Source organism: Microbulbifer maximicatervae (SeqCode), from assembly GCF_052467065.1.
This window is the reverse complement of record NZ_CP174299.1, coordinates 1,808,609-1,826,507: the sequence shown is the minus strand read 5'-3', so window position 1 is coordinate 1,826,507 and position 17,899 is coordinate 1,808,609. Positions and strand designations below refer to the sequence as shown.

The 17,899-nt window shown below is 43.3% G+C and carries 19 protein-coding genes; 3 read left to right on the top strand and 16 right to left on the bottom strand.

Annotation, left to right across the window (positions count from 1 at the left end):
- Window positions 1-77 precede the first annotated feature (77 nt).
- The 9 genes from ACJJI1_RS08100 to ACJJI1_RS08060 form a co-directional block, all read right to left on the bottom strand.
- A complete protein-coding gene (locus ACJJI1_RS08100; RefSeq protein ID WP_444906760.1) occupies window positions 78-248 on the bottom strand; it encodes a hypothetical protein in 171 nt (56 codons plus the stop codon).
- 194 nt (window positions 249-442) lie between these two features.
- A complete protein-coding gene (locus ACJJI1_RS08095; RefSeq protein WP_444906761.1) occupies window positions 443-679 on the bottom strand; it encodes a hypothetical protein in 237 nt (78 codons plus the stop codon).
- Window positions 680-764: 85 nt separating this feature from the next.
- Window positions 765-1,961, bottom strand: a complete 1,197-nt coding sequence (locus ACJJI1_RS08090; protein ID WP_444959032.1) for a dipeptidase — start codon at window positions 1,959-1,961, stop codon at window positions 765-767.
- Window positions 1,962-2,158: 197 nt separating this feature from the next.
- On the bottom strand, window positions 2,159-2,986 hold the full coding sequence (locus ACJJI1_RS08085; RefSeq protein ID WP_444959031.1) for a CPBP family intramembrane glutamic endopeptidase: 828 nt from the start codon (window positions 2,984-2,986) through the stop codon (window positions 2,159-2,161).
- Between the two features lie 20 nt (window positions 2,987-3,006).
- Window positions 3,007-3,675, bottom strand: coding sequence for an SCO family protein (locus tag ACJJI1_RS08080; protein WP_444959030.1), 669 nt, complete (start codon window positions 3,673-3,675; stop codon window positions 3,007-3,009).
- A gap of 7 nt (window positions 3,676-3,682) precedes the next feature.
- A complete protein-coding gene (gene cyoE, locus ACJJI1_RS08075; RefSeq protein ID WP_444959029.1) occupies window positions 3,683-4,576 on the bottom strand; it encodes a heme o synthase in 894 nt (297 codons plus the stop codon).
- A gap of 37 nt (window positions 4,577-4,613) precedes the next feature.
- A complete protein-coding gene (locus ACJJI1_RS08070; protein WP_444959028.1) occupies window positions 4,614-5,705 on the bottom strand; it encodes a COX15/CtaA family protein in 1,092 nt (363 codons plus the stop codon).
- Window positions 5,706-5,730: 25 nt separating this feature from the next.
- Complete coding sequence (locus ACJJI1_RS08065) at window positions 5,731-6,369, bottom strand: redox-active disulfide-containing membrane protein (RefSeq protein WP_444906767.1); 639 nt, start codon at window positions 6,367-6,369, stop codon at window positions 5,731-5,733.
- Window positions 6,356-7,132 (bottom strand): SURF1 family protein, encoded by a 777-nt coding sequence (locus ACJJI1_RS08060; RefSeq protein WP_282930521.1) that lies wholly within the window; start codon window positions 7,130-7,132, stop codon window positions 6,356-6,358. Before ACJJI1_RS08060 ends, ACJJI1_RS08065 begins: the two co-directional genes overlap by 14 nt.
- Window positions 7,133-7,149: 17 nt before the next feature.
- On the opposite strand from ACJJI1_RS08060, the gene ACJJI1_RS08055 reads away from it, so the two are divergent.
- A complete protein-coding gene (locus ACJJI1_RS08055; RefSeq protein ID WP_444911855.1) occupies window positions 7,150-7,389 on the top strand; it encodes a DUF2909 domain-containing protein in 240 nt (79 codons plus the stop codon).
- Window positions 7,390-7,434: 45 nt separating this feature from the next.
- Here the strand turns inward: ACJJI1_RS08055 and ACJJI1_RS08050 are convergent, their stop codons facing one another.
- From ACJJI1_RS08050 to coxB, 4 genes are read right to left on the bottom strand one after another with little or no spacing between them, the layout of a single operon-like run.
- Entirely contained in the window at window positions 7,435-8,325 is an 891-nt protein-coding gene (locus ACJJI1_RS08050; protein ID WP_282930522.1) for a cytochrome c oxidase subunit 3, read from the bottom strand.
- A gap of 5 nt (window positions 8,326-8,330) precedes the next feature.
- Entirely contained in the window at window positions 8,331-8,903 is a 573-nt protein-coding gene (locus ACJJI1_RS08045; RefSeq protein ID WP_444906769.1) for a cytochrome c oxidase assembly protein, read from the bottom strand.
- Between the two features lie 3 nt (window positions 8,904-8,906).
- Entirely contained in the window at window positions 8,907-10,457 is a 1,551-nt protein-coding gene (gene ctaD, locus ACJJI1_RS08040) for a cytochrome c oxidase subunit I (protein ID WP_282930524.1), read from the bottom strand.
- Window positions 10,458-10,477: 20 nt separating this feature from the next.
- A complete protein-coding gene (gene coxB / locus ACJJI1_RS08035) occupies window positions 10,478-11,623 on the bottom strand; it encodes a cytochrome c oxidase subunit II (RefSeq protein ID WP_444906770.1) in 1,146 nt (381 codons plus the stop codon).
- Window positions 11,624-12,576: 953 nt separating this feature from the next.
- Between coxB and ACJJI1_RS08030 the strand changes: the two genes are divergently transcribed.
- Entirely contained in the window at window positions 12,577-13,863 is a 1,287-nt protein-coding gene (locus ACJJI1_RS08030; RefSeq protein WP_444959027.1) for an MATE family efflux transporter, read from the top strand.
- A gap of 211 nt (window positions 13,864-14,074) precedes the next feature.
- Here the strand turns inward: ACJJI1_RS08030 and ACJJI1_RS08025 are convergent, their stop codons facing one another.
- From ACJJI1_RS08025 to ACJJI1_RS08015, 3 genes are read right to left on the bottom strand one after another with little or no spacing between them, the layout of a single operon-like run.
- Window positions 14,075-14,905 (bottom strand): hypothetical protein, encoded by an 831-nt coding sequence (locus tag ACJJI1_RS08025; RefSeq protein ID WP_444959026.1) that lies wholly within the window; start codon window positions 14,903-14,905, stop codon window positions 14,075-14,077.
- A complete protein-coding gene (locus tag ACJJI1_RS08020) occupies window positions 14,902-15,180 on the bottom strand; it encodes a YheV family putative zinc ribbon protein (RefSeq protein WP_282930528.1) in 279 nt (92 codons plus the stop codon). Before ACJJI1_RS08020 ends, ACJJI1_RS08025 begins: the two co-directional genes overlap by 4 nt.
- Before the next feature lie 35 nt (window positions 15,181-15,215).
- The gene (locus ACJJI1_RS08015) at window positions 15,216-17,264 is read right to left on the bottom strand and encodes a M3 family metallopeptidase (RefSeq protein WP_444959025.1); all 2,049 of its coding nucleotides are present in this window, start codon (window positions 17,262-17,264) and stop codon (window positions 15,216-15,218) included.
- Between the two features lie 65 nt (window positions 17,265-17,329).
- Here ACJJI1_RS08015 and ACJJI1_RS08010 point away from each other — a divergent pair, with 65 nt between their 5' ends.
- Complete coding sequence (locus ACJJI1_RS08010; RefSeq protein ID WP_444959024.1) at window positions 17,330-17,884, top strand: gamma carbonic anhydrase family protein; 555 nt, start codon at window positions 17,330-17,332, stop codon at window positions 17,882-17,884.
- Window positions 17,885-17,899 lie beyond the last annotated feature (15 nt).

Below are 17,899 nucleotides of genomic sequence, written 5' to 3'. Positions count from 1 at the left end.
AAACCATAAAAATTACAAAGGGGAAGCATCAGGCTTCCCCTTTGTATTTCCTAACTAAGAGCAGTTAAGGACGACAATCATTTTTCTACGCCATTCTTCCGCACTCTTATTGCTGCCGACTCCAAAGAAATACGCTGTTTAGTCAATTCTTGCCCTGCCTTTCGAAACTCACGAATGCCCAGTAGAATTCCTATTAACTCAAAAAGCGAAACCGCCACTCCAATCAATAACAGATAAATTTCAGGCACAACTATCTCCTGCGAGCTAGCAAAGCCGTCACTTTGAAATAGATGCCCAGTGTCAGAATAGTGGGAACCCAAAGTGCGGTAAAAATTCCTTGCTCCTTATAACCGCTAAACCACAAACTCGCGGATAATATCAAAGAGATTAAAACTGCCAGTAAGATAAAGAAATCTGATACTTTGAGCACGCACCATATCCTCTAATCTTCATCAAATTCCCAGAATCCAATTGCCGCCATCAGCAAACCAAAAACTGTAATACCAGCTGGAATCCGCATCCACAATACGCCAAAAACGTCCAGCATTGAGGGAATAAATGAAAGAAATCCTAAAATTCCCCATAAAAAGAAAATACCGGCAATCGACAGTCCAGTCCAACCCACTATCAATCGTACTTTCTTAGATCGAAAATAACCGGCCAAAAGTATTTTCTGCATTAATAATACAAAACAAACGGGCTTTGCCCGTTTGAACATTATTGACAGAATAGTGCAGCCTCAGATGGTTAGAGGAGTGTGAGTCTCATCCTTTATTGCGCTTGGCGTAATCTTCATTAGCTTGCCAAACTCTAACTAAATTTCCGCCTAGAATTTTTTTAATATCCTGCTTGCTATACCCACGCTTCAGCAGGCCTTCAACCAAATTAGGATATTGAGAGACGTCTTTTAAGCCGACGGGCAAGCTATCTCCGACACCGTCAAAATCCGATCCAATGCCTATATGATCCACTCCCACTAAATCACGAATATGGTCGAAATGATCAAGAACATCTTCCAAATCTGCAAAAATGAACTTCTCAGTTGAAAGCTTATCGGAGTACTCCTCAACTTCCTTACTATCTTTAGGTAAATCCTTTTCTTTAACAAATTTCTCAACCTGATCAGTTATTTCACGATATGAATTCAGTGAATCACCACTAATAAAAGTAGAGCCAAAATTCACCATGATGATACCGCCGTTGTCAGCCAACGCCTTTATCATTTCATCATTCATATTTCGTTCAAATCCCGGCGTAAAATGCCTTGCCGAAGAGTGTGAAGCGATAACAGGAACAGCGGATAAATCAACAACTTGCCAAAAAGCTGCATCTGATACGTGGGAAATATCGATCATTACTCCCATCCGATTCATCTCTCGTACCAAGCGCTTTCCGAATGCACTCAAGCCTTCCCAGGGCCTGTTTTTATCATACGAGGAATCAGAGATATGATTGCTCTTTGAGTGGGCTAAGGTAATATACCTCACCCCTCTATCAGAGAAATACTTTAAATTGGCAAGATCCCCCTCAATAGGAGCCCCGTTCTCTATACCCAAAGGTAATGAAATTAAGCCGGCATCGACTTGCTTTTGTAGATCATTTATTGACTTAGGTATTGCAAACTTATCCGGGTGCTGTTTGACCATTGCCTCCACTTTATCAATCAAAGTATCTGCATACGATTTGGCAATACCTTCATCCTCCTTTTCTGCTGGGACATAAATAGACATAAAGGGGGCATTTAGTCCACCTGCTTTAGCTCGAGGGTAATCAAAGTCTCCCTTATCCGTGCTAAGTCCAACATCTTCTTCAGCTTGTTCGAGACGATAGGGAACATCTACATGTCCATCAACAATCAAATACTCTTGAACCAGCTCTTGAGCCAGATCTTTACCTTCACCTGCAAATACAGGATTGCAAGTTAGTGCACATAATGTTCCAACTAAAAAATAATTTTTCAAATGACAATCTCCCTATTTGTATGAATATATCTAGAAAATTTACCGTAGATGGTGCTCATCTAGAACCACATTTCTTAAATACATTACTTTGATTTGTTAATCTACAAAGATTAAATCGTTGTCTTTCTTATAACTGCAGATTGGCTGAATCTTAGGGGTAACAATAAAACAATGATCCAAAGCAGATGATATATGGCCTAGCCGGGTAACGGGTAAGGCAACAAGAGCATATGCAAAAGATTTACCCCCCAATGCGTCATTACGCATATCCAAAAATTCTGCCGCAATGTCCAAATCAATGCATAACAGATTGAGGCGACTATCAATAATAGAACTGCGGAGATATCTGCTGACCAACCTCCATGGAGAAGCACAAACACCGTAGCTACAACTGGTACGGATAACCAGCGCCAGCGCCCTAATAGTTCTTCGGTACCCCGCTGTAATATCCACCGGAAGAACCCCTCTTCAGAAATGCAAACAATTACTAAGTTTATCATTACCGCAACGGCGATAGTGCCAGTAAATTTTATCGAAGGCGTATACAGGAGTAGACCCAATGCAACGGGAGTAAATATAGCCAATAAAAGATAGGGTAAGTCTGTAAAACGGAAGGTCTGCTTCATGCGCAACATAAAAGCCAATAAGGCAATAGCAATAACTGCTTTACCGCTGTTTATACTGGCATAGATAATATTACCACTTGCATCTGTATAGGGTGGCAATACCTGGATATGTTCACTGCCAGGAAGCAAATTTAACCCCGATATTAGCATTAAAAGAGCTACAGAAAGAAAAGACAGCGCTCTCAGCCAACCGCTAGTAGACTCTATTGCTCGCAGGAAAATCCAGATTAAGGGGGCTATAAGCCCACTCCAGCCAAAAGGAATTATACAAAGTGATAGCAAGATAGGTGCAGCCCAAGGACTCACCATACCAGATGGTGTCTGATCTCCTCTTCTCCTTAAAGCAGCAACTTCATTTTGCATTGATTGGCCCAGAATTAATATCTTATTTGATAACAATAGCTCATGCGATTCCTTCACTATCCATTAAAGGTCGCTCGTATTGAACGATAGGTCAACTTCATTTTCGCAGGATCTAGAGGTGCCTTAAAAAAGGCGTGATAATGTCCTCTAGGATTAATTAATACAACTTGAGATCCATGATCGATAGTATAACCGCCCTCAACAAGAGAAACTTTATTAAAAGGTACATTTAGCTGAGTGGCAAATTTCTTCAGCTTAAAAAAATCACCGGTAATACCACGAAATTCAGAATTAAAATAACGGACATATTGCCCCAACTGCTCCGGCTTGTCCCTACTTGGGTCAACCGATACGAGTACTACTTCCGTAGATGCTCTGGTACTTTCGTCTAAAGTTTTATAAAAATTATTAAGTATAGATAGAGTTGTTGGACAGATATCTGGACAGTGAGTAAACCCAAAAAATACCAGAGTCCACTTACCTTGGAAGTCTTTAGTATAGAAATCTCTACTGTCATCAGACAATAATTGTATATCTTCTATGATTCTTGGTCTCTGCAGTTTTACAGTGCCATTAATTCTAAGTTCCTCATCAGTAATAATACGAGGCTGTCCGAGCTTATGTATAAATCCAGCAAGCACAGCAAGAATCAATACTAGAAGAGCAATAACGGTAATTCTAATTCCACGTTTCTGTTTATCAATGGCAGAATATTGATTTTCCACTTTTCCCTCACACTTCAATTAAATAATGATCTAATAGCATGATAAAAAATAGTGCCATTAAATAAATTATTGAATATTTGAAAGTCTCCATACCAGCATTGGGTTTTTTTCCAATGAGCATTACAAAGCTCCAATAAACAAAACCAAACCCAAGTACGACAGCTCCCAGTAAATATAACCACCCAAACATCGCGGTGGCAAAGGGCAATAGGCTAACGGCCAGTAAAATAAAGGTATACAAAACTATATTTAGGTTTGTATAGGGTATCCCATGTGTAACCGGCAACATGGGAACATCAGCTTTTGCGTACTCTTCTTTTCTATGTACTGCAAGGGCCCAAAAGTGTGGAGGAGTCCAAGCAAAAATAATCAATACTAACAACAATGCATGCCCATGCACTTCCCCAGTAACCGCAGTCCATCCCAGTAAGGGCGGAGCGGCTCCTGCAAGCCCACCTATAACAATGTTTTGTGGTGTGGCGCGTTTCAGAAACATGGTGTAAATCACCGCATATCCGAGAAGAGATATTAAGGTTAGCCAAGCGGTAAGGGCATTGACAAAAAACAACAGGATAAACATTCCTGTCACACCCAAGATAAGAGCAAAAGCAACCGCTTTAACTGGCTCAACCCGTCCTTTCGCAATCGGGCGATTACTAGTACGAGCCATTTTTGTATCAATATGACGATCAACTAAATGATTCACTGCCGCAGCACTACCCGCACAAAATGCAATTCCCAAATTACCAAATACTAAAATATCTAGCGGGACCATTCCTGGAACAGCTAAAAACATTCCAATAACAGAAGTTAACAGCATAAGCATAACTACTCGAGGCTTAGTAAGCTCATAGTAGTCCCGCCATTGAATTTGATGTATTCCCGCGGAGTTTATGGCCATATTCGCACCTATTTTTATATTTATATTCGCTTTGTATCTAATTAAGATTGGGTTCGGTAGTTAAACCATCTCCCCGCTCTATTACTTCCACATCGACTACCTCTTGTTTATTTATAATGACGACATTCATTGTGTATATTCGATAACAAAAAGTTAGCAAACTAAGAAGTAGAAGAGCTGCACCAGCATTGTGTGCCACAGCAATCCCTAATGGTAGAGACATAACAACATTTACTATTCCCAAGCTGACCTGAAGAAGTAGTACCCCGGTAAGCCATGATGACCAACCCCTCAATTCAGATCTCCAAGCCAAAACTGAAAGAATCAGTACAATTGCTGTTGTAATCAGTGCTCCTATACGATGGGCAAGATGTATGGCTGTACGTGCATCATTCTCTAATGCACCACCTAAATAATTTGGGCCAATTTGTTGAAAGATATTAAAGCCTTCCGCAAAGTTTGCCTGTGGCCACCATTGGTTATGACAAGTTGGAAAATCTGGACAGGCTAAAGCTGCGTAATTAGAGCTGGTCCAACCGCCGAGTCCAATCTGTAGAATTACTATTGCAACTGCAGTCAGTGCAAGTAGCCGTAATCGCCTTATTCCCGGTAAATGCCTACCATGTAATTGTCTAGGTTTATCAGCCAACCTTTCACAGAGAATCCACAACATAGATAACGTTGCCATTCCACCTAATAGATGAGCAGTGACTACCTGCGGCCAAAGCTTCAAGGTTACCGTCCACATCCCAAAAGCAGCTTGCAGTATAATAATAATTAAAAGAATATGTGTATGCTTAAAGGTTGGAGCTTGCCGATCTCTCCAAGCAAGATAAGTGAGCAATACAACGAATAAAAGTAAAGTTCCTGCAAAGTATCGATGGACCATTTCCGGCCAAGTTTTACTAACATCTACCGGGGAGTCCGGAAAAATCATATTGGCCGTCTTAATTTCTTTTATATCATTCGGCCAGGTGAGATGACCATAACAACCAGGCCAGTCTGGACAGCCCAAACCGGCATCCACCAGTCTAGTAAATGCACCTAGAACAACAACTACGACAGCTAGTATACAGGCCGCCCAGGTAATGATATGTCGCCAATTCTTAGGGGTTTCTTGTTTAGACATTACTGAAAATCTCCAAATTCTAATCTTATTGCTCGTAGGAGTACTTCAATAATCTTTTTATATCTTTAAGCAATTGGTTTCCGCTATGCTGCCGATCATAGGCCATCATTGCATAACCCTCCTGATCAACCAGCAACGCCTTGGTTGAAGTCACACCGTCATGATCAGTTTTCTGTACCAACTGCTTAAAGTTTTCATCATCCAAATTCACTATTTTTAGTTTCGGATGCTCAATTTGTATTTGTTCTTGTCGTTTTTCATCCAAACTATCACCAACCACGAGTAGCCTCTCAACCCTATGAGCTTTTTCCCCCAGCCGAATATGAACCTGCCTACTTATATACAAAAGATCTTCACAATCTTTGCCACAATCACTGTCACTTAATATTAGATAGCGCCATTTTGATTCTCCCTCTTGTGCCAGGGATTGCTGCTGTCCTTGAAAGGTGATTTTTATTTCAGTGATATCAAATGGGGGCTGCAATAATTCACCTTGATTAATCGTCTCTTTAGGCATGCCTAAGCCCGTATAGTAAACGACACAGGCAGCTGTAATTGGGAGTACGACGGATGCTAGCACTGAGAGTCCTTGAATGATTTTATTCGCTGGCTTCCTTTTGCTCAGATTTCTTTCAGGTGAAACTGGCTGACTATTTGATTTCATTTTGAAACTCCTTTTTCAAACTTCTACTCAATCTACGACGTAATCTAAAAATAATATTTGTGGCTGAATAAGCCCATAAAAGCCAGATAGCTATTGCCATCGTGAACCACTGGAAAGCATACGCTTGATGTTTTTCAGGGCCACTATTGAAAAAATTCCAATCAGTAATTAAAGCTGCACCTGAATCCGCAAACAAACGGATCGACCATCTATTGTTGACTAAACCGATAGCCTCAATGAAATTTGAATTTATTTGTTGAATTCTATTTTTGAAAACCGGGTCTATACTAACATTCGAGTAGGATTCAGTATCGATAGGGTATAAGTAGCCCTGAAGTGATTTCACATCAAGTAAAGCTGTTACTTCAGGTAAGCTATCTCGGTCGCCAGCAGAGGGAATCCAACCTCTATTGACAAGCCAATCAGTATTTTCTGTTGAAAATACTTGTAGTACTTCATAGCCCACACGACCGTTTCTGGTCCGGTTATCCAGAAAATATATTTCCTTCTGGAAAACTCCCGCTAAAGTTACAGACGCATACTCTTGATAAGAACTTAGATTTGAAATTTCCTGCGGTTGCAGAGAGAGCCTACTCTCTACCTTTTGTATAAGTTCGACTTTCTGCTTTGCCCTATCAAGCTGCCACAATCCTAAAAAGATAAAAAGGATGAATGCACCCAGAGAAAATATCGTGATGGGCCAATTGCGAATCAGTGGTAAACTGATATCTTTCGCAGAAGCTGATGGAATATCTACTATCATGCGCAACTACATAAATAATGGAAAATAATAAAATGTGGCTAAAGATTGTTATTGTTGTCCTATTCCTTTCCGTACTTGCAAGTCTTTCAAGTGCACTTTTTTTTCTACTTAGAGATATGGGAACACCTCAATCCAAGCGCACACTCTACGCATTAGGTATTAGAATACTCCTAGCGTCACTCTTACTTCTTGCCATTTGGTACGGCTTTGAAAGTGGCATTTTGGCAAAAACGGCACCTTGGGCTGATAAATATTAAGAAAACAAAGGCTTTCTATTTATACGATAGAAAGCCTTGCCCACATTAAGCACCTAGAACATATACAAATATAAACAGCCCGACCCAAACTACATCGACAAAATGCCAATACCAACTTGCTGCTTCAAAGCCGAAGTGATCATCAGGTCTAAAATGATTGGCTATCACAGACCTTAACAACATGATCAACAACATAATTGTACCGAGTGTGACATGGGCACCATGAAATCCGGTCAGCATAAAGAATGTTGTACCATAGATTCCTGACTCAAGTGTTAACCCCAAGTGTTGATAGGCTTCGTAGTATTCTTTACCTTGTAGAAAAATAAACGCCCCACCCAATGCCACAGTGATTGCCAGTAATATATTGAAATTTTTTCTTTGATTCTTTTTCAGGAAAACATGTGCGAAGTGTACAGTTACACTGGAGGTGAGAAGTATGATGGTGTTCCATAGTGGCAAGTGCCATGGGTCTATCACATCTTTAGGCCCCATAAATTTTGCCGTTTCTCCGTTTGCTGCGGCGTCAGGAGTCACATATAGGGGCCAGCTACTTTCGAATCCCTCCCAAAGCATATTGGAAATTCCACGATCACCTTCACCACCTAGCCAGGGAACTGTAAAATTGCGTATGTAATAAAGTGCTCCAAAGAACGCAGCAAAAAACATCACCTCAGAAAATATAAACCAGCCCATCCCCCAAACATATGATCTCTTTAACTGTTCACTGTTGAGCCCTGCCATATTCTCTTTGATTACGGCAGCAAACCAAAACCACAAAACTGCGGCCATCGCTAACGCACCGGTGAAGAAAATATAAGAGCTTCCTCCATTAATCCAATTTGCTGCGCCAAACGCTATTAGGAATAGACCTATCGTCGCAAAAATTGGCAGCCTGGATTGTTCGGGCACGTAATAACTGCTTTCACTAGCCATAATTTTTATCCCTCTCGCTCGGGGTCGATATCATTCTTATCGGTTTTATTGGCAAACCTTTCCGTTACATCAAACAACGTATAGGAAAGCGTTACAGTATTAACACTTGCGGGAAGATCTGGATCCACAATAAAACGTAGTGGTAATTCTGCAGTCTCTCCCGCTTTTAATTCTTGCTGGTTGAAGCAAAAACACTCTGTTTTATGAAAGTACTCAGCAGCTTTGAAAGGAACCATACTGGGAATTGCCTGACCAACCATATCCCTAGATGTCTTATTTTCTGCAATAAAAACAGTATCTTTAATTTCTCCAGGGTGTACTTTCAAAGACATCACACTCGGGCGAAATTCCCATGGCATATTTTCATTATTGTTTGCCACAAATTGCACTGTGACCAGCCTATTTTTATCAATCGCAGCTGGCACAGCTTCATAACGACCACCGGTTTTACCATTGAGCCCTGTGATTTCACAGAAGACATCGTAAATAGGCGGCATAATGAAAATTGCAAATACCAGCATGCTGGTCGCCACGGCCAGCAGCTTGATAGTTACCTTTGCATTTGCTCCAACTTTCATAGGTCAACGTACAACCGGTGGCGTACTAAACGTGTGATATGGGGCCGGGGAAGCAACCGTCCATTCCAGTCCTTCAGGATCATCCCAAACCTGATCAGATGCTTTTTTCCCGCCCATTACAGTTCGAACCACATTAAACAAAAATACTATTTGTGCAGCGCCAAATAGGAAGGCACCGATACTGGATATTTGATTGAAATCCGCAAATTGCAGTGCGTAATCAGGTATCCGACGTGGCATACCGGCCAGGCCAACAAAGTGCATTGGGAAGAAAGTTACATTGAGACCAATAAATGCCAGCCAGAAATGTACCTTGCCCATAACTTCGCTATACATATGGCCAGTCCATTTAGGCAACCAATAGTAAACACCAGCAGTAATTGAGAAGATTGCACCAGGAACCAGCACATAGTGGAAATGGGCAACCACAAAGTACGTATCGTGATATTGGAAGTCTGCAGGCGCAATCGCTAGCATCAGACCAGAGAATCCACCGATGGCGAAAAGGATGATGAATGCAATTGCAAAAAGCATCGGGGTTTCAAACGTCATGGATCCCCGGAACATGGTAGAAACCCAGTTAAAGATTTTCACTCCTGTAGGTACAGCGATCAGCATTGTGGCATACATAAAGAACAGCTCACCAGCAATCGGCATTCCCACAGTAAACATATGGTGCGCCCATACGATAAAGCTCAGGAATGCAATTGCTGCGGTGGCATATACCATGGAGCTGTATCCAAAAAGAGGCTTACGAGCGAAGGTGGGAATAATTGCAGAGATAATGCCAAAGGCCGGCAAAATCATGATGTAGACTTCCGGGTGTCCAAAGAACCAGAACACATGCTGGAATAAAACCGGATCACCGCCACCGGCTGCACTGAAGAAACTTGTGCCAAAATGAATGTCCATCAACATCATGGTCACTACTCCGGCTAACACCGGCATTACCGCAATCAAAAGGTAAGCAGTGATCAGCCAGGTCCATACAAACAACGGCATTTTCATCAAGGTCATACCAGGAGCACGCATATTCAAAATGGTAGCGATAATGTTGATCGCACCCATGATGGACGAGGCACCCATAATATGAATGGCAAAAATGAAGAAAGTTACGCTGGGTGGCGCATATTCCGTTGAAAGTGGCGCATAAAATGTCCAACCGAAATTAGGCGCACCCCCTTCCATAAATAAGGTCGATGCCAACATTGCGAAAGCAAAGGGCAAAATCCAAAAACTCCAGTTATTCATTCTTGGCAGTGCCATATCTGGCGCACCAATCATCATTGGTATCATCCAGTTAGCCAACCCCACAAAAGCCGGCATAACTGCACCAAATACCATGATCAGACCATGCATTGTGGTCATTTGATTGAAAAATTCCGGCTGTACAATTTGCAAACCGGGCTCGAATAATTCAGCGCGTATAACCAATGCCATACATCCGCCGAGTAGGAACATCGCAAAACTAAACCACAAATACATAGAGCCTATATCTTTGTGGTTGGTCGTATAGAGCCAACGCTTTATACCGGGTTGAGGACCATGTGCCATTCTTAAATTCCTCCGGGCGTTTACTGCTTATTCTTAAAGTTGAGGATATCTACGGGTTGGACCGTATCACCCATCTCGTTGCCGAAAGCGTTTCGCTGGTAAGTAATTACCGCAGCCAGGTCCACTTCTGATAGCTGTTCACCAAAAGCCTGCATTGCGGGGTTTACCGCGGAACCGTCGATAACGATGTCTAAGTGGCCATTGAGGGGACCGGTAGCAATTTTTGATCCAGCAATCGGCGGGAATACTCCGGGTACTCCCTGCCCGTTCGGCTGGTGGCAGGCGGCACATGTGCGTGTATAGACTTTTTCACCCTGAGCAAAAAGCTCTTCGAAGGTAAATGTCTTCGCTGTAAGTTCACGCATTTTTATGGCTTCTGCTGCACGAGAACTCAGCCAGGCATCGTATTCCGCCTGTGGCACTGCCTTCACAACAATAGGCATAAAGCCATGGTCTTTTCCGCACAATTCAGCACACTGTCCGCGATATATTCCCGGCTCCTCAATACGCGTCCAGGCATCATTGATAAAACCGGGGATAGCATCTTTTTTAACAGCTAGATCTGGGACCCACCACGCATGTATCACATCATTGGCAGTAATCAGGAAGCGTATTTTTTTCTTGATAGGAACAACCAGGGGCTCATCGACTTCTAGGAGGTAGTTAGCACCCTTAGGCTGAAGGTTATCAATTTGAGCTTTGGGAGTGGACAAGCTGGAAAAGAATGAAACATCAGTGCCCCGATATTCATATTTCCACTTCCATTGATAACCGGTGATTACGATATTGAGATCTTCTTCCTCAGTATCGTAAATATCATAGAGCGTTTTGGTGGCCGGAATCGCCATCAGAATCAGGATGACGGTGGGAATAATAGTCCACACCAACTCCACAACCGTGCTCTCATGAAATTGGGCCGCTTGGTATCCCTTACTTTTGCGGTGCCGCCACATGCTGTAGAACATGATGCTGAACACCAATGCCCCTATAGCCACACAAATCCAAAAGATCAGCATGTGTAGCTCGTAGGTGGTCTGGGCGACTTCTGTCACCCCCTGGGGCATATTAACCCCCCAGCGCTCAACGTCCTGCTCATTCGCTAACACCGCTTGTGCAGATAGCGAAGTAGCCAGCAAGGCGAACAGCCGATCAAAGCCTTTCAACATCGCCTACAGATCTCCGTGGTTGCGGGTCTCTCAGGGAAACCCGTAATTTTTATTTTGGCCACTGGCCTTCACGGATAAGCGAATTTTACCTGTATCAACTGCCTAACAGGATTAATTCCACACAAAATTTGTGGACATACTGTAGTAACACAAGACTACATACACTGGGCGAGGAGACCACCTCGCGTTACTGCCGTCAGTGCAACTTGTTATTCTTAGTAAAAGATTTTTTACTCCAGATGCCGTCGTCCGGAAAGGTACAACCAACAACCAGTTTCTTTATTTGTCGCAACTACTGCAGGTACAAAAGGAACACATCGACAAGAAAAAGTCAATCGGGATCATTTTTGAATAACGTTGTCGCTTTGTGAAAAAATTCGGTGATTAACAAATAAATTTAACCACTTTGATAGGATACTTTTCCACAAGTAGAAAAAAAGTCGCTCCAAATAGAGACATGGCAATTTATTTGGTGAAAGATGACAACTAATCAAGCATTAATAATGCTGCCAAGAGAAGTATAAATCCTCGGGTTCAAGTGCCCCTGATTACTTTTACACAGATTGGCAACGATTTTTAATCTCTAATACTAAATTCTGACTGCTTCACACAACCAAGGCAGATTAGTTTCGATAAGCTTGAGGATTATCAGGCAGATCAATACAGAATCCTGTACTATCTACACTCAATCAAAATGATTTTTCCGCCAAATATTTCGTTTCGATTTTGTAAGCGTTACGAAATGAATTGCTAATAGCAGTATTGGGAGACCGATTTAGGAAAAGGATCTTATCAGCTCTGTACTGTTACCATTGGTAGAATCCGCCTGCACAGCTTTTCTTTTTCCGATTTCGGCTAGAAGCCAATCTATCCGCTAGTTGTTATGACTTATGCCTTCTTCTACAAAACTTGAATCCCAACCTATGTCTCGCGTCTGGAATCTGGCTTGGCCAATGATACTGAGTAATATTTCAGTGCCATTACTCGGGATAGTAGATACCGCAATTCTTGGTCACCTCCCATCTGCAGAGTACCTATCCGGTGTAGCTATCGGGGCTAGCGTAATGTCGATGCTTCTATGGGCATTTGGGTTTCTGCGCATGGGTACTACCGGACTGGTGGCTCGGAGTACAGATCTTGGGATTCAATGGTTAGTACGTGCACTAGTATTTGCCATGGGGTTGGGAATCACTCTGTTTATTGTTGCCTCTCCTTTAATCTACTATATCGTTGAGTGGATGAATGCCAGTCAGGAAGCACAACCCCACGCACTGGCCTACCTACAAATACGTCTGTTATCTGCCCCCCTGGCTCTGGCAAACTTTGCCATTCTGGGTTTTTTTATTGGTCGACAAGATAGCCGTGCGCCTCTATATATACTTTTCGCTGCCAATCTTCTGAACATAGCCCTCGATTTCCTATTTATCCTTGGCCTGGGCCTAGGGGCAAAAGGTGCAGCAGCGGCAACCGTACTCGCTGATATTTTTGCATTTCTACTGGGTCTATATCTTCTTACCAGGGTTCATGTTGATATCTGGTCTTATATACACAAAGAAATTGGGCAGAAGAAACTTCTCCCCTGGATCGATTCATCCCCATGGATCAATCTTTTAAAGATAAATACAGACTTATTTATAAGAACCTGTTTGCTCTTGCTAACACTCACTTTTTTTACTGCACAAGGGGCAGCCCAAGGTGATAATGTACTTGCTGCAAATGCTATTCTTATACAGTTATTAATGATGACTTCCTATGCCCTGGATGGTTTTGCTCATGCTACCGAGGCCTTGGTTGGGGAATCCATGGCAAAGAGATCAACGGCTCTATTCAGAAATACCGTTCGCAGTGCAGGTTTGTGGGCCCTGGGAAGCGCTGTCCTGATTACGCTGGTACTAGTTTCAGGGAAACCCTTGATTCTATCCTTATTTACAGATATCAAACCAGTAATCCACCAAGCGGAACAGGTATATTGGTGGCTCTGTGCACTACCTTTATTAGCGGTTTGGAGCTATCAGCTCGATGGTGTTTTTATTGGTGCTGGGAAAAGTCGCGATATGCGTAATACTATGTTTATAGCCTCAGTACTGGTTTTCTTTCCCGCCTGGTGGTTTACAAGGAATTGGGGGAATACAGGCATATGGTTCAGCTTGTTTTTGTGGATCGGAGCACGATCTTTAGGACTCGTAGTATATTTTCAATACTACACTGTAACCAATTCCTGGATACGTAAATTACAGTAAAACTGTGGCAGGATATTTAGAGTTATTTTTTAATGTATAAATAACAGAATATGACAAATTTTGCGATTGAGAAATTAACTATTTCAGTCAGGATTACTCACTATCAAAATAGTAAATCTCTTATGATGCTACAAACACATTTAAAGCTATAATCTCAGGTTGGTAAATAATGAGCGGGCAAAGCAACAAATAATAAAACCCGCTCATATTTTTAATAGCTTGAAGACTGTACCTGTTTTTGCACTAGAATTTGCTTAAAATTTCCATAAAACACTCCCTCTCCCTGTATAACAGCGCCATATAGGTCTTCAACCTTCTGCTTTAATTCTTGGCTATAAAAATATAGGCTGCCGTTTCGGACACTGTAGGACTTTGGATTCTCAGCCATGGTTTTGTAAAAAAGGGATACTCTTTCCAGATAGGTATCTGCCTGCTTTTTGGAAAAATTACCTTGTTGGTAATTATCTAAAACCTGCGAACTGATTTTTTGAAGAGTTAATTCGCGCTCTTTATCTGAAAAACGAAAGGCTTTTAATTGCGTGTTGATATCTCGCTTTAGGTCTTTCATATAGCGAGCTGCAGCTTCTGCTGATTCATACAGTGCGTGAATAGTCTTTTCCCGCTTCCGCAGAGCACCGCGATCTTTCAAGGTATATATATTGGAGATCTCCTTTTCGGAGAAATCGCCCAGGGGGCGAAAAATAGTGACATGTTGCAAATTGCTATTCCTTGTGAGCTTGTCACAAATCTTTATTGCATGTCTCCACTTTTCAAAAGATTCTCCTTTAAGGATTTGATCGGGTAAAGCTTTTACAGCCACTCCCAACCTATTTTCCTCTTCAATGTAAAAATCTGGATGGGCTTTCCAGTCATTAGCTTGTAAACGGAATAACGTAAGTATCCCCTGATTCACGCAGCTCGCCAATAGGTAGGCAACTTGTTCTCTCTGCTGCTCTGTATTTTTTCGATGGCGATCAAGGCCATAGAGACCTATGATCGCAACCGCAATAAAAACCACCAGTATAAAAAATATTTTTTTCACTTTTTACGGCTACTTGTGGGTTGGATAAGTTTCACTGGCTCCTCGTGAATATCTTTCTCTGTATCTTGGTTAACACGAGTAGACAGTTCTGTTGGCGCTGACTGCAATCGAATTTCATCCTTAAACCCACAGGCAACACATTCCCTATAATTTTTCCCATCCTTGTGATAGTTAATAATTTTATCCATTTCGCTACAGCGGGGGCACACAGCCCCTGCAATAAAGCGTTTTTTAACGATCTTACCAGACTCAGCCGAATCTTCTTTCTTCATCATGACTACTACTCAATATTTCATGATTGACTTATCCGTTACACAGGACTGATATTCAGCTCTTGCTGCTCGATACCAGAGTGACGCAATAGGGCATCAATTTGCGGCTCTCGTCCACGGAATTGAACAAACAGCTCCAACGCATCACGGCTACCACCCTGTTCCAAAATACTGTGCAGAAATTTATTTCCCGTCTCTCTATTAAAGATACCATCTTCCTCAAATAGAGAAAAAGCATCTGCTGAAAGCACTTCTGCCCATTTATAGCTGTAATATCCTGCGGCATAACCACCAGCAAAAATATGGCTAAAAGCATTTTGGAAGCGGTTTTCTGCGGCGATAGGCACAACAGCAACCTCTGCTCGTACCTGATCCAGTAAAACCTGAACTTTATCGGCGGTCAATGCCTCTTCGCTGGCATGGAGGCGAAAATCAAAAAGTGCAAACTCCAACTGGCGTACTGTAAACATGGCAGACTGGAAATTTTTCGCTGCCAGCATTTTATTCAGTAAAGCTTCGGGAAGGGCCTCTCCAGTTTCGAAATGTGCAGAAATTATGGAAATAGCCTGGGGTTGCCAACACCAATTTTCCAGAAATTGGCTGGGCATTTCCACCGCATCCCAAGCGACACCATTAATACCAGAAACTGCTGCCACATCAATCTGTGTCAGCATATGGTGGAGGCCATGGCCGAATTCATGGAATAAAGTGGTTACTTCCGAGTGGGTTAAAAGTGAGGGGATATCACCTGCAGCCGGACTGAAATTACACACCAGATAAGCTATAGGCAACTGGAGTCCGTTGAGCGTGTGGCGACGACTACTTACTGTATCCATCCAGGCCCCGCCACGCTTTTTCTCACGCGCGAACGCATCCAAATAGAAACCAGCTATCTTTTCGCCATCTCTCAGCAGCCAAAAGAACTGCACGTCGGCATGCCAAGTAGCAACGCTGGTATCTTCTTCAACTGTGATTCCGAATAATTTGTCCACTACAGTAAAGAGGCCGTCAACGACTTTGGCGTAAGGGAAATAGGGCCTCAATTCCTCTTGGCTGATGGCGTATCGCTGCTGTTTGAGCTTTTCTGCGGCCCAGGCCACATCCCATGGTTGCAACTCTTCAATACTGAGTTGGTCTGCAGCAAACGCTTTCAGCTCAGCCATTTCTCGTTGGGCAGCTGGCCTGGCTCGTTCTGCCAGATCCTGTAGAAATTCCAAAACCCGCTCTGTATTTGGAGCCATTTTGCTGGCCAATGACAACTCCGCATAGCTGCTCATTCCCAGTAAACTGGCCTGTTCAGCGCGCAATGCGAGAATTGCCTCCATCACTTCGGAGTTATCGTATTCACCTGCCTGGGGACCAACTTCGGATGCGCGACTAACAAAAGCCAAATGGACATCCCGACGCAGAGATCTATTTTCAGCGTGGGTCATAACAGCGAGAAAGCTGGGCCCCTCTAAGGTAATCAGCCACCCATCCAGGCCTTTTGCCTCAGCTGCATTCCGTGCAGCGGCAAGAGCAGTTTGAGGAAGCCCCTGAAGCTGAGCTTCATCATTTGTATGCCAGGTCCAGGCATTGGTTGCATCGAGGACATTGTTGGCAAATTGGCTGGATAACTCCGCCAAACGCTGACTGTTAACGGCAAACTTTTCACGGGCCTCTCCTTCAAGGCCTACACCACCGAGTTCAAAGTCTCTGACTCCCAGCTCCAAAGACTTCTTGCGTGCCTGTGGCCAGTTTACAAACTCGGGCGACTGCATTAATTGGAGGTACAGGTCGTAAAGTTCACGATTTTGCCCCTGCTTTGTCCAGTAAGCCGTCACTTTGGCTAAAGCGGCCTCATAGGGCGCCCGCCAGGGGCCACTTAGAACGCTATTCAGGTGACTGACTGGGGAGAAGGCTCGATTTAGCTGGTCTTCCGCCTGCTCCAGAGGCACCAGCGTATTATCCCAGCTGGGGGTCTCCAATCCCTGTTGAAGGGTTTGCTCACACGTTTTAATCAGTTCGGCGATGGCGGGTTCCACCTGCTCGGGCTCGAGATTATCAAAAGGCGGCAGCAGCGGGATATTCAACAGTGGATTGGACATATAAGACTCTGTGCTCGAATTAGGATAAAGCTATGATAGAGGATTCATTGTACAGGAGCTTATTTATGTCCCCACTGCGCAGCCACGATGATTCCCACGGCGAGAAGTTTCCAGAACTTGGCGACAGCGTATATATCGATCCGCAATCCGCAGTCATTGGTGACGTTACCCTGGGGGATGATTGCTCCGTATGGCCCATGGCCGTTGTGCGCGGTGATATGCATAAGATCCGAATCGGCGCGCGAACCAGTGTACAGGATGGGGCTGTTCTCCATATCACCCATGCGGGACCATTCAACGCCGACGGTTGGCCGCTGACTATTGGCGAAGATGTCACTATCGGTCATAAAGCCTGCCTGCACGGTTGTACCATCGGCAACCGGATCTTAATTGGTATCGGATCTATTGTTCTCGACGCAGCCATTATTGAGGACGATGTCGTACTGGCAGCCGGAGCACTGGTTCCGCCCGGTAAAACCCTGGAGAGTGGTTATCTCTATGTAGGCGCCCCCTGCAAAAAGGCGCGCCCCCTGTCTGACAAGGAAAAGGCTTTCTTTAAGTATTCCGCTGAAAACTACGTGAAACTGAAAGATCAGTATCTCCTTAAACAGCAACCATAGTGACTGCCGGCTCCC

Excerpts from the sequence above, each read along its gene's own strand:
- ACJJI1_RS08045 (WP_444906769.1), bottom strand. The coding sequence starts at position 8,903 with ATGAAAGTTGGAGCAAATGCAAAGGTAACTATCAAGCTGCTGGCCGTG.
- ACJJI1_RS08065 (WP_444906767.1), bottom strand. The coding sequence starts at position 6,369 with ATGAAATCAAATAGTCAGCCAGTTTCACCTGAAAGAAATCTGAGCAAA.
- ACJJI1_RS08030 (WP_444959027.1), top strand. The coding sequence starts at position 12,577 with ATGATACTGAGTAATATTTCAGTGCCATTACTCGGGATAGTAGATACC.
- cyoE (WP_444959029.1), bottom strand. The coding sequence starts at position 4,576 with ATGGCCATAAACTCCGCGGGAATACATCAAATTCAATGGCGGGACTAC.
- ACJJI1_RS08010 (WP_444959024.1), top strand. The coding sequence starts at position 17,330 with ATGTCCCCACTGCGCAGCCACGATGATTCCCACGGCGAGAAGTTTCCA.
- ACJJI1_RS08015 (WP_444959025.1), bottom strand. The coding sequence starts at position 17,264 with ATGTCCAATCCACTGTTGAATATCCCGCTGCTGCCGCCTTTTGATAAT.
- ACJJI1_RS08050 (WP_282930522.1), bottom strand. The coding sequence starts at position 8,325 with ATGGCTAGTGAAAGCAGTTATTACGTGCCCGAACAATCCAGGCTGCCA.
- ctaD (WP_282930524.1), bottom strand. The coding sequence starts at position 10,457 with ATGGCACATGGTCCTCAACCCGGTATAAAGCGTTGGCTCTATACGACC.
- coxB (WP_444906770.1), bottom strand. The coding sequence starts at position 11,623 with ATGTTGAAAGGCTTTGATCGGCTGTTCGCCTTGCTGGCTACTTCGCTA.
- ACJJI1_RS08060 (WP_282930521.1), bottom strand. The coding sequence starts at position 7,132 with ATGATAGTAGATATTCCATCAGCTTCTGCGAAAGATATCAGTTTACCA.
- ACJJI1_RS08020 (WP_282930528.1), bottom strand. The coding sequence starts at position 15,180 with ATGATGAAGAAAGAAGATTCGGCTGAGTCTGGTAAGATCGTTAAAAAA.
- ACJJI1_RS08095 (WP_444906761.1), bottom strand. The coding sequence starts at position 679 with ATGCAGAAAATACTTTTGGCCGGTTATTTTCGATCTAAGAAAGTACGA.
- ACJJI1_RS08070 (WP_444959028.1), bottom strand. The coding sequence starts at position 5,705 with ATGTCTAAACAAGAAACCCCTAAGAATTGGCGACATATCATTACCTGG.
- ACJJI1_RS08055 (WP_444911855.1), top strand. The coding sequence starts at position 7,150 with ATGGAAAATAATAAAATGTGGCTAAAGATTGTTATTGTTGTCCTATTC.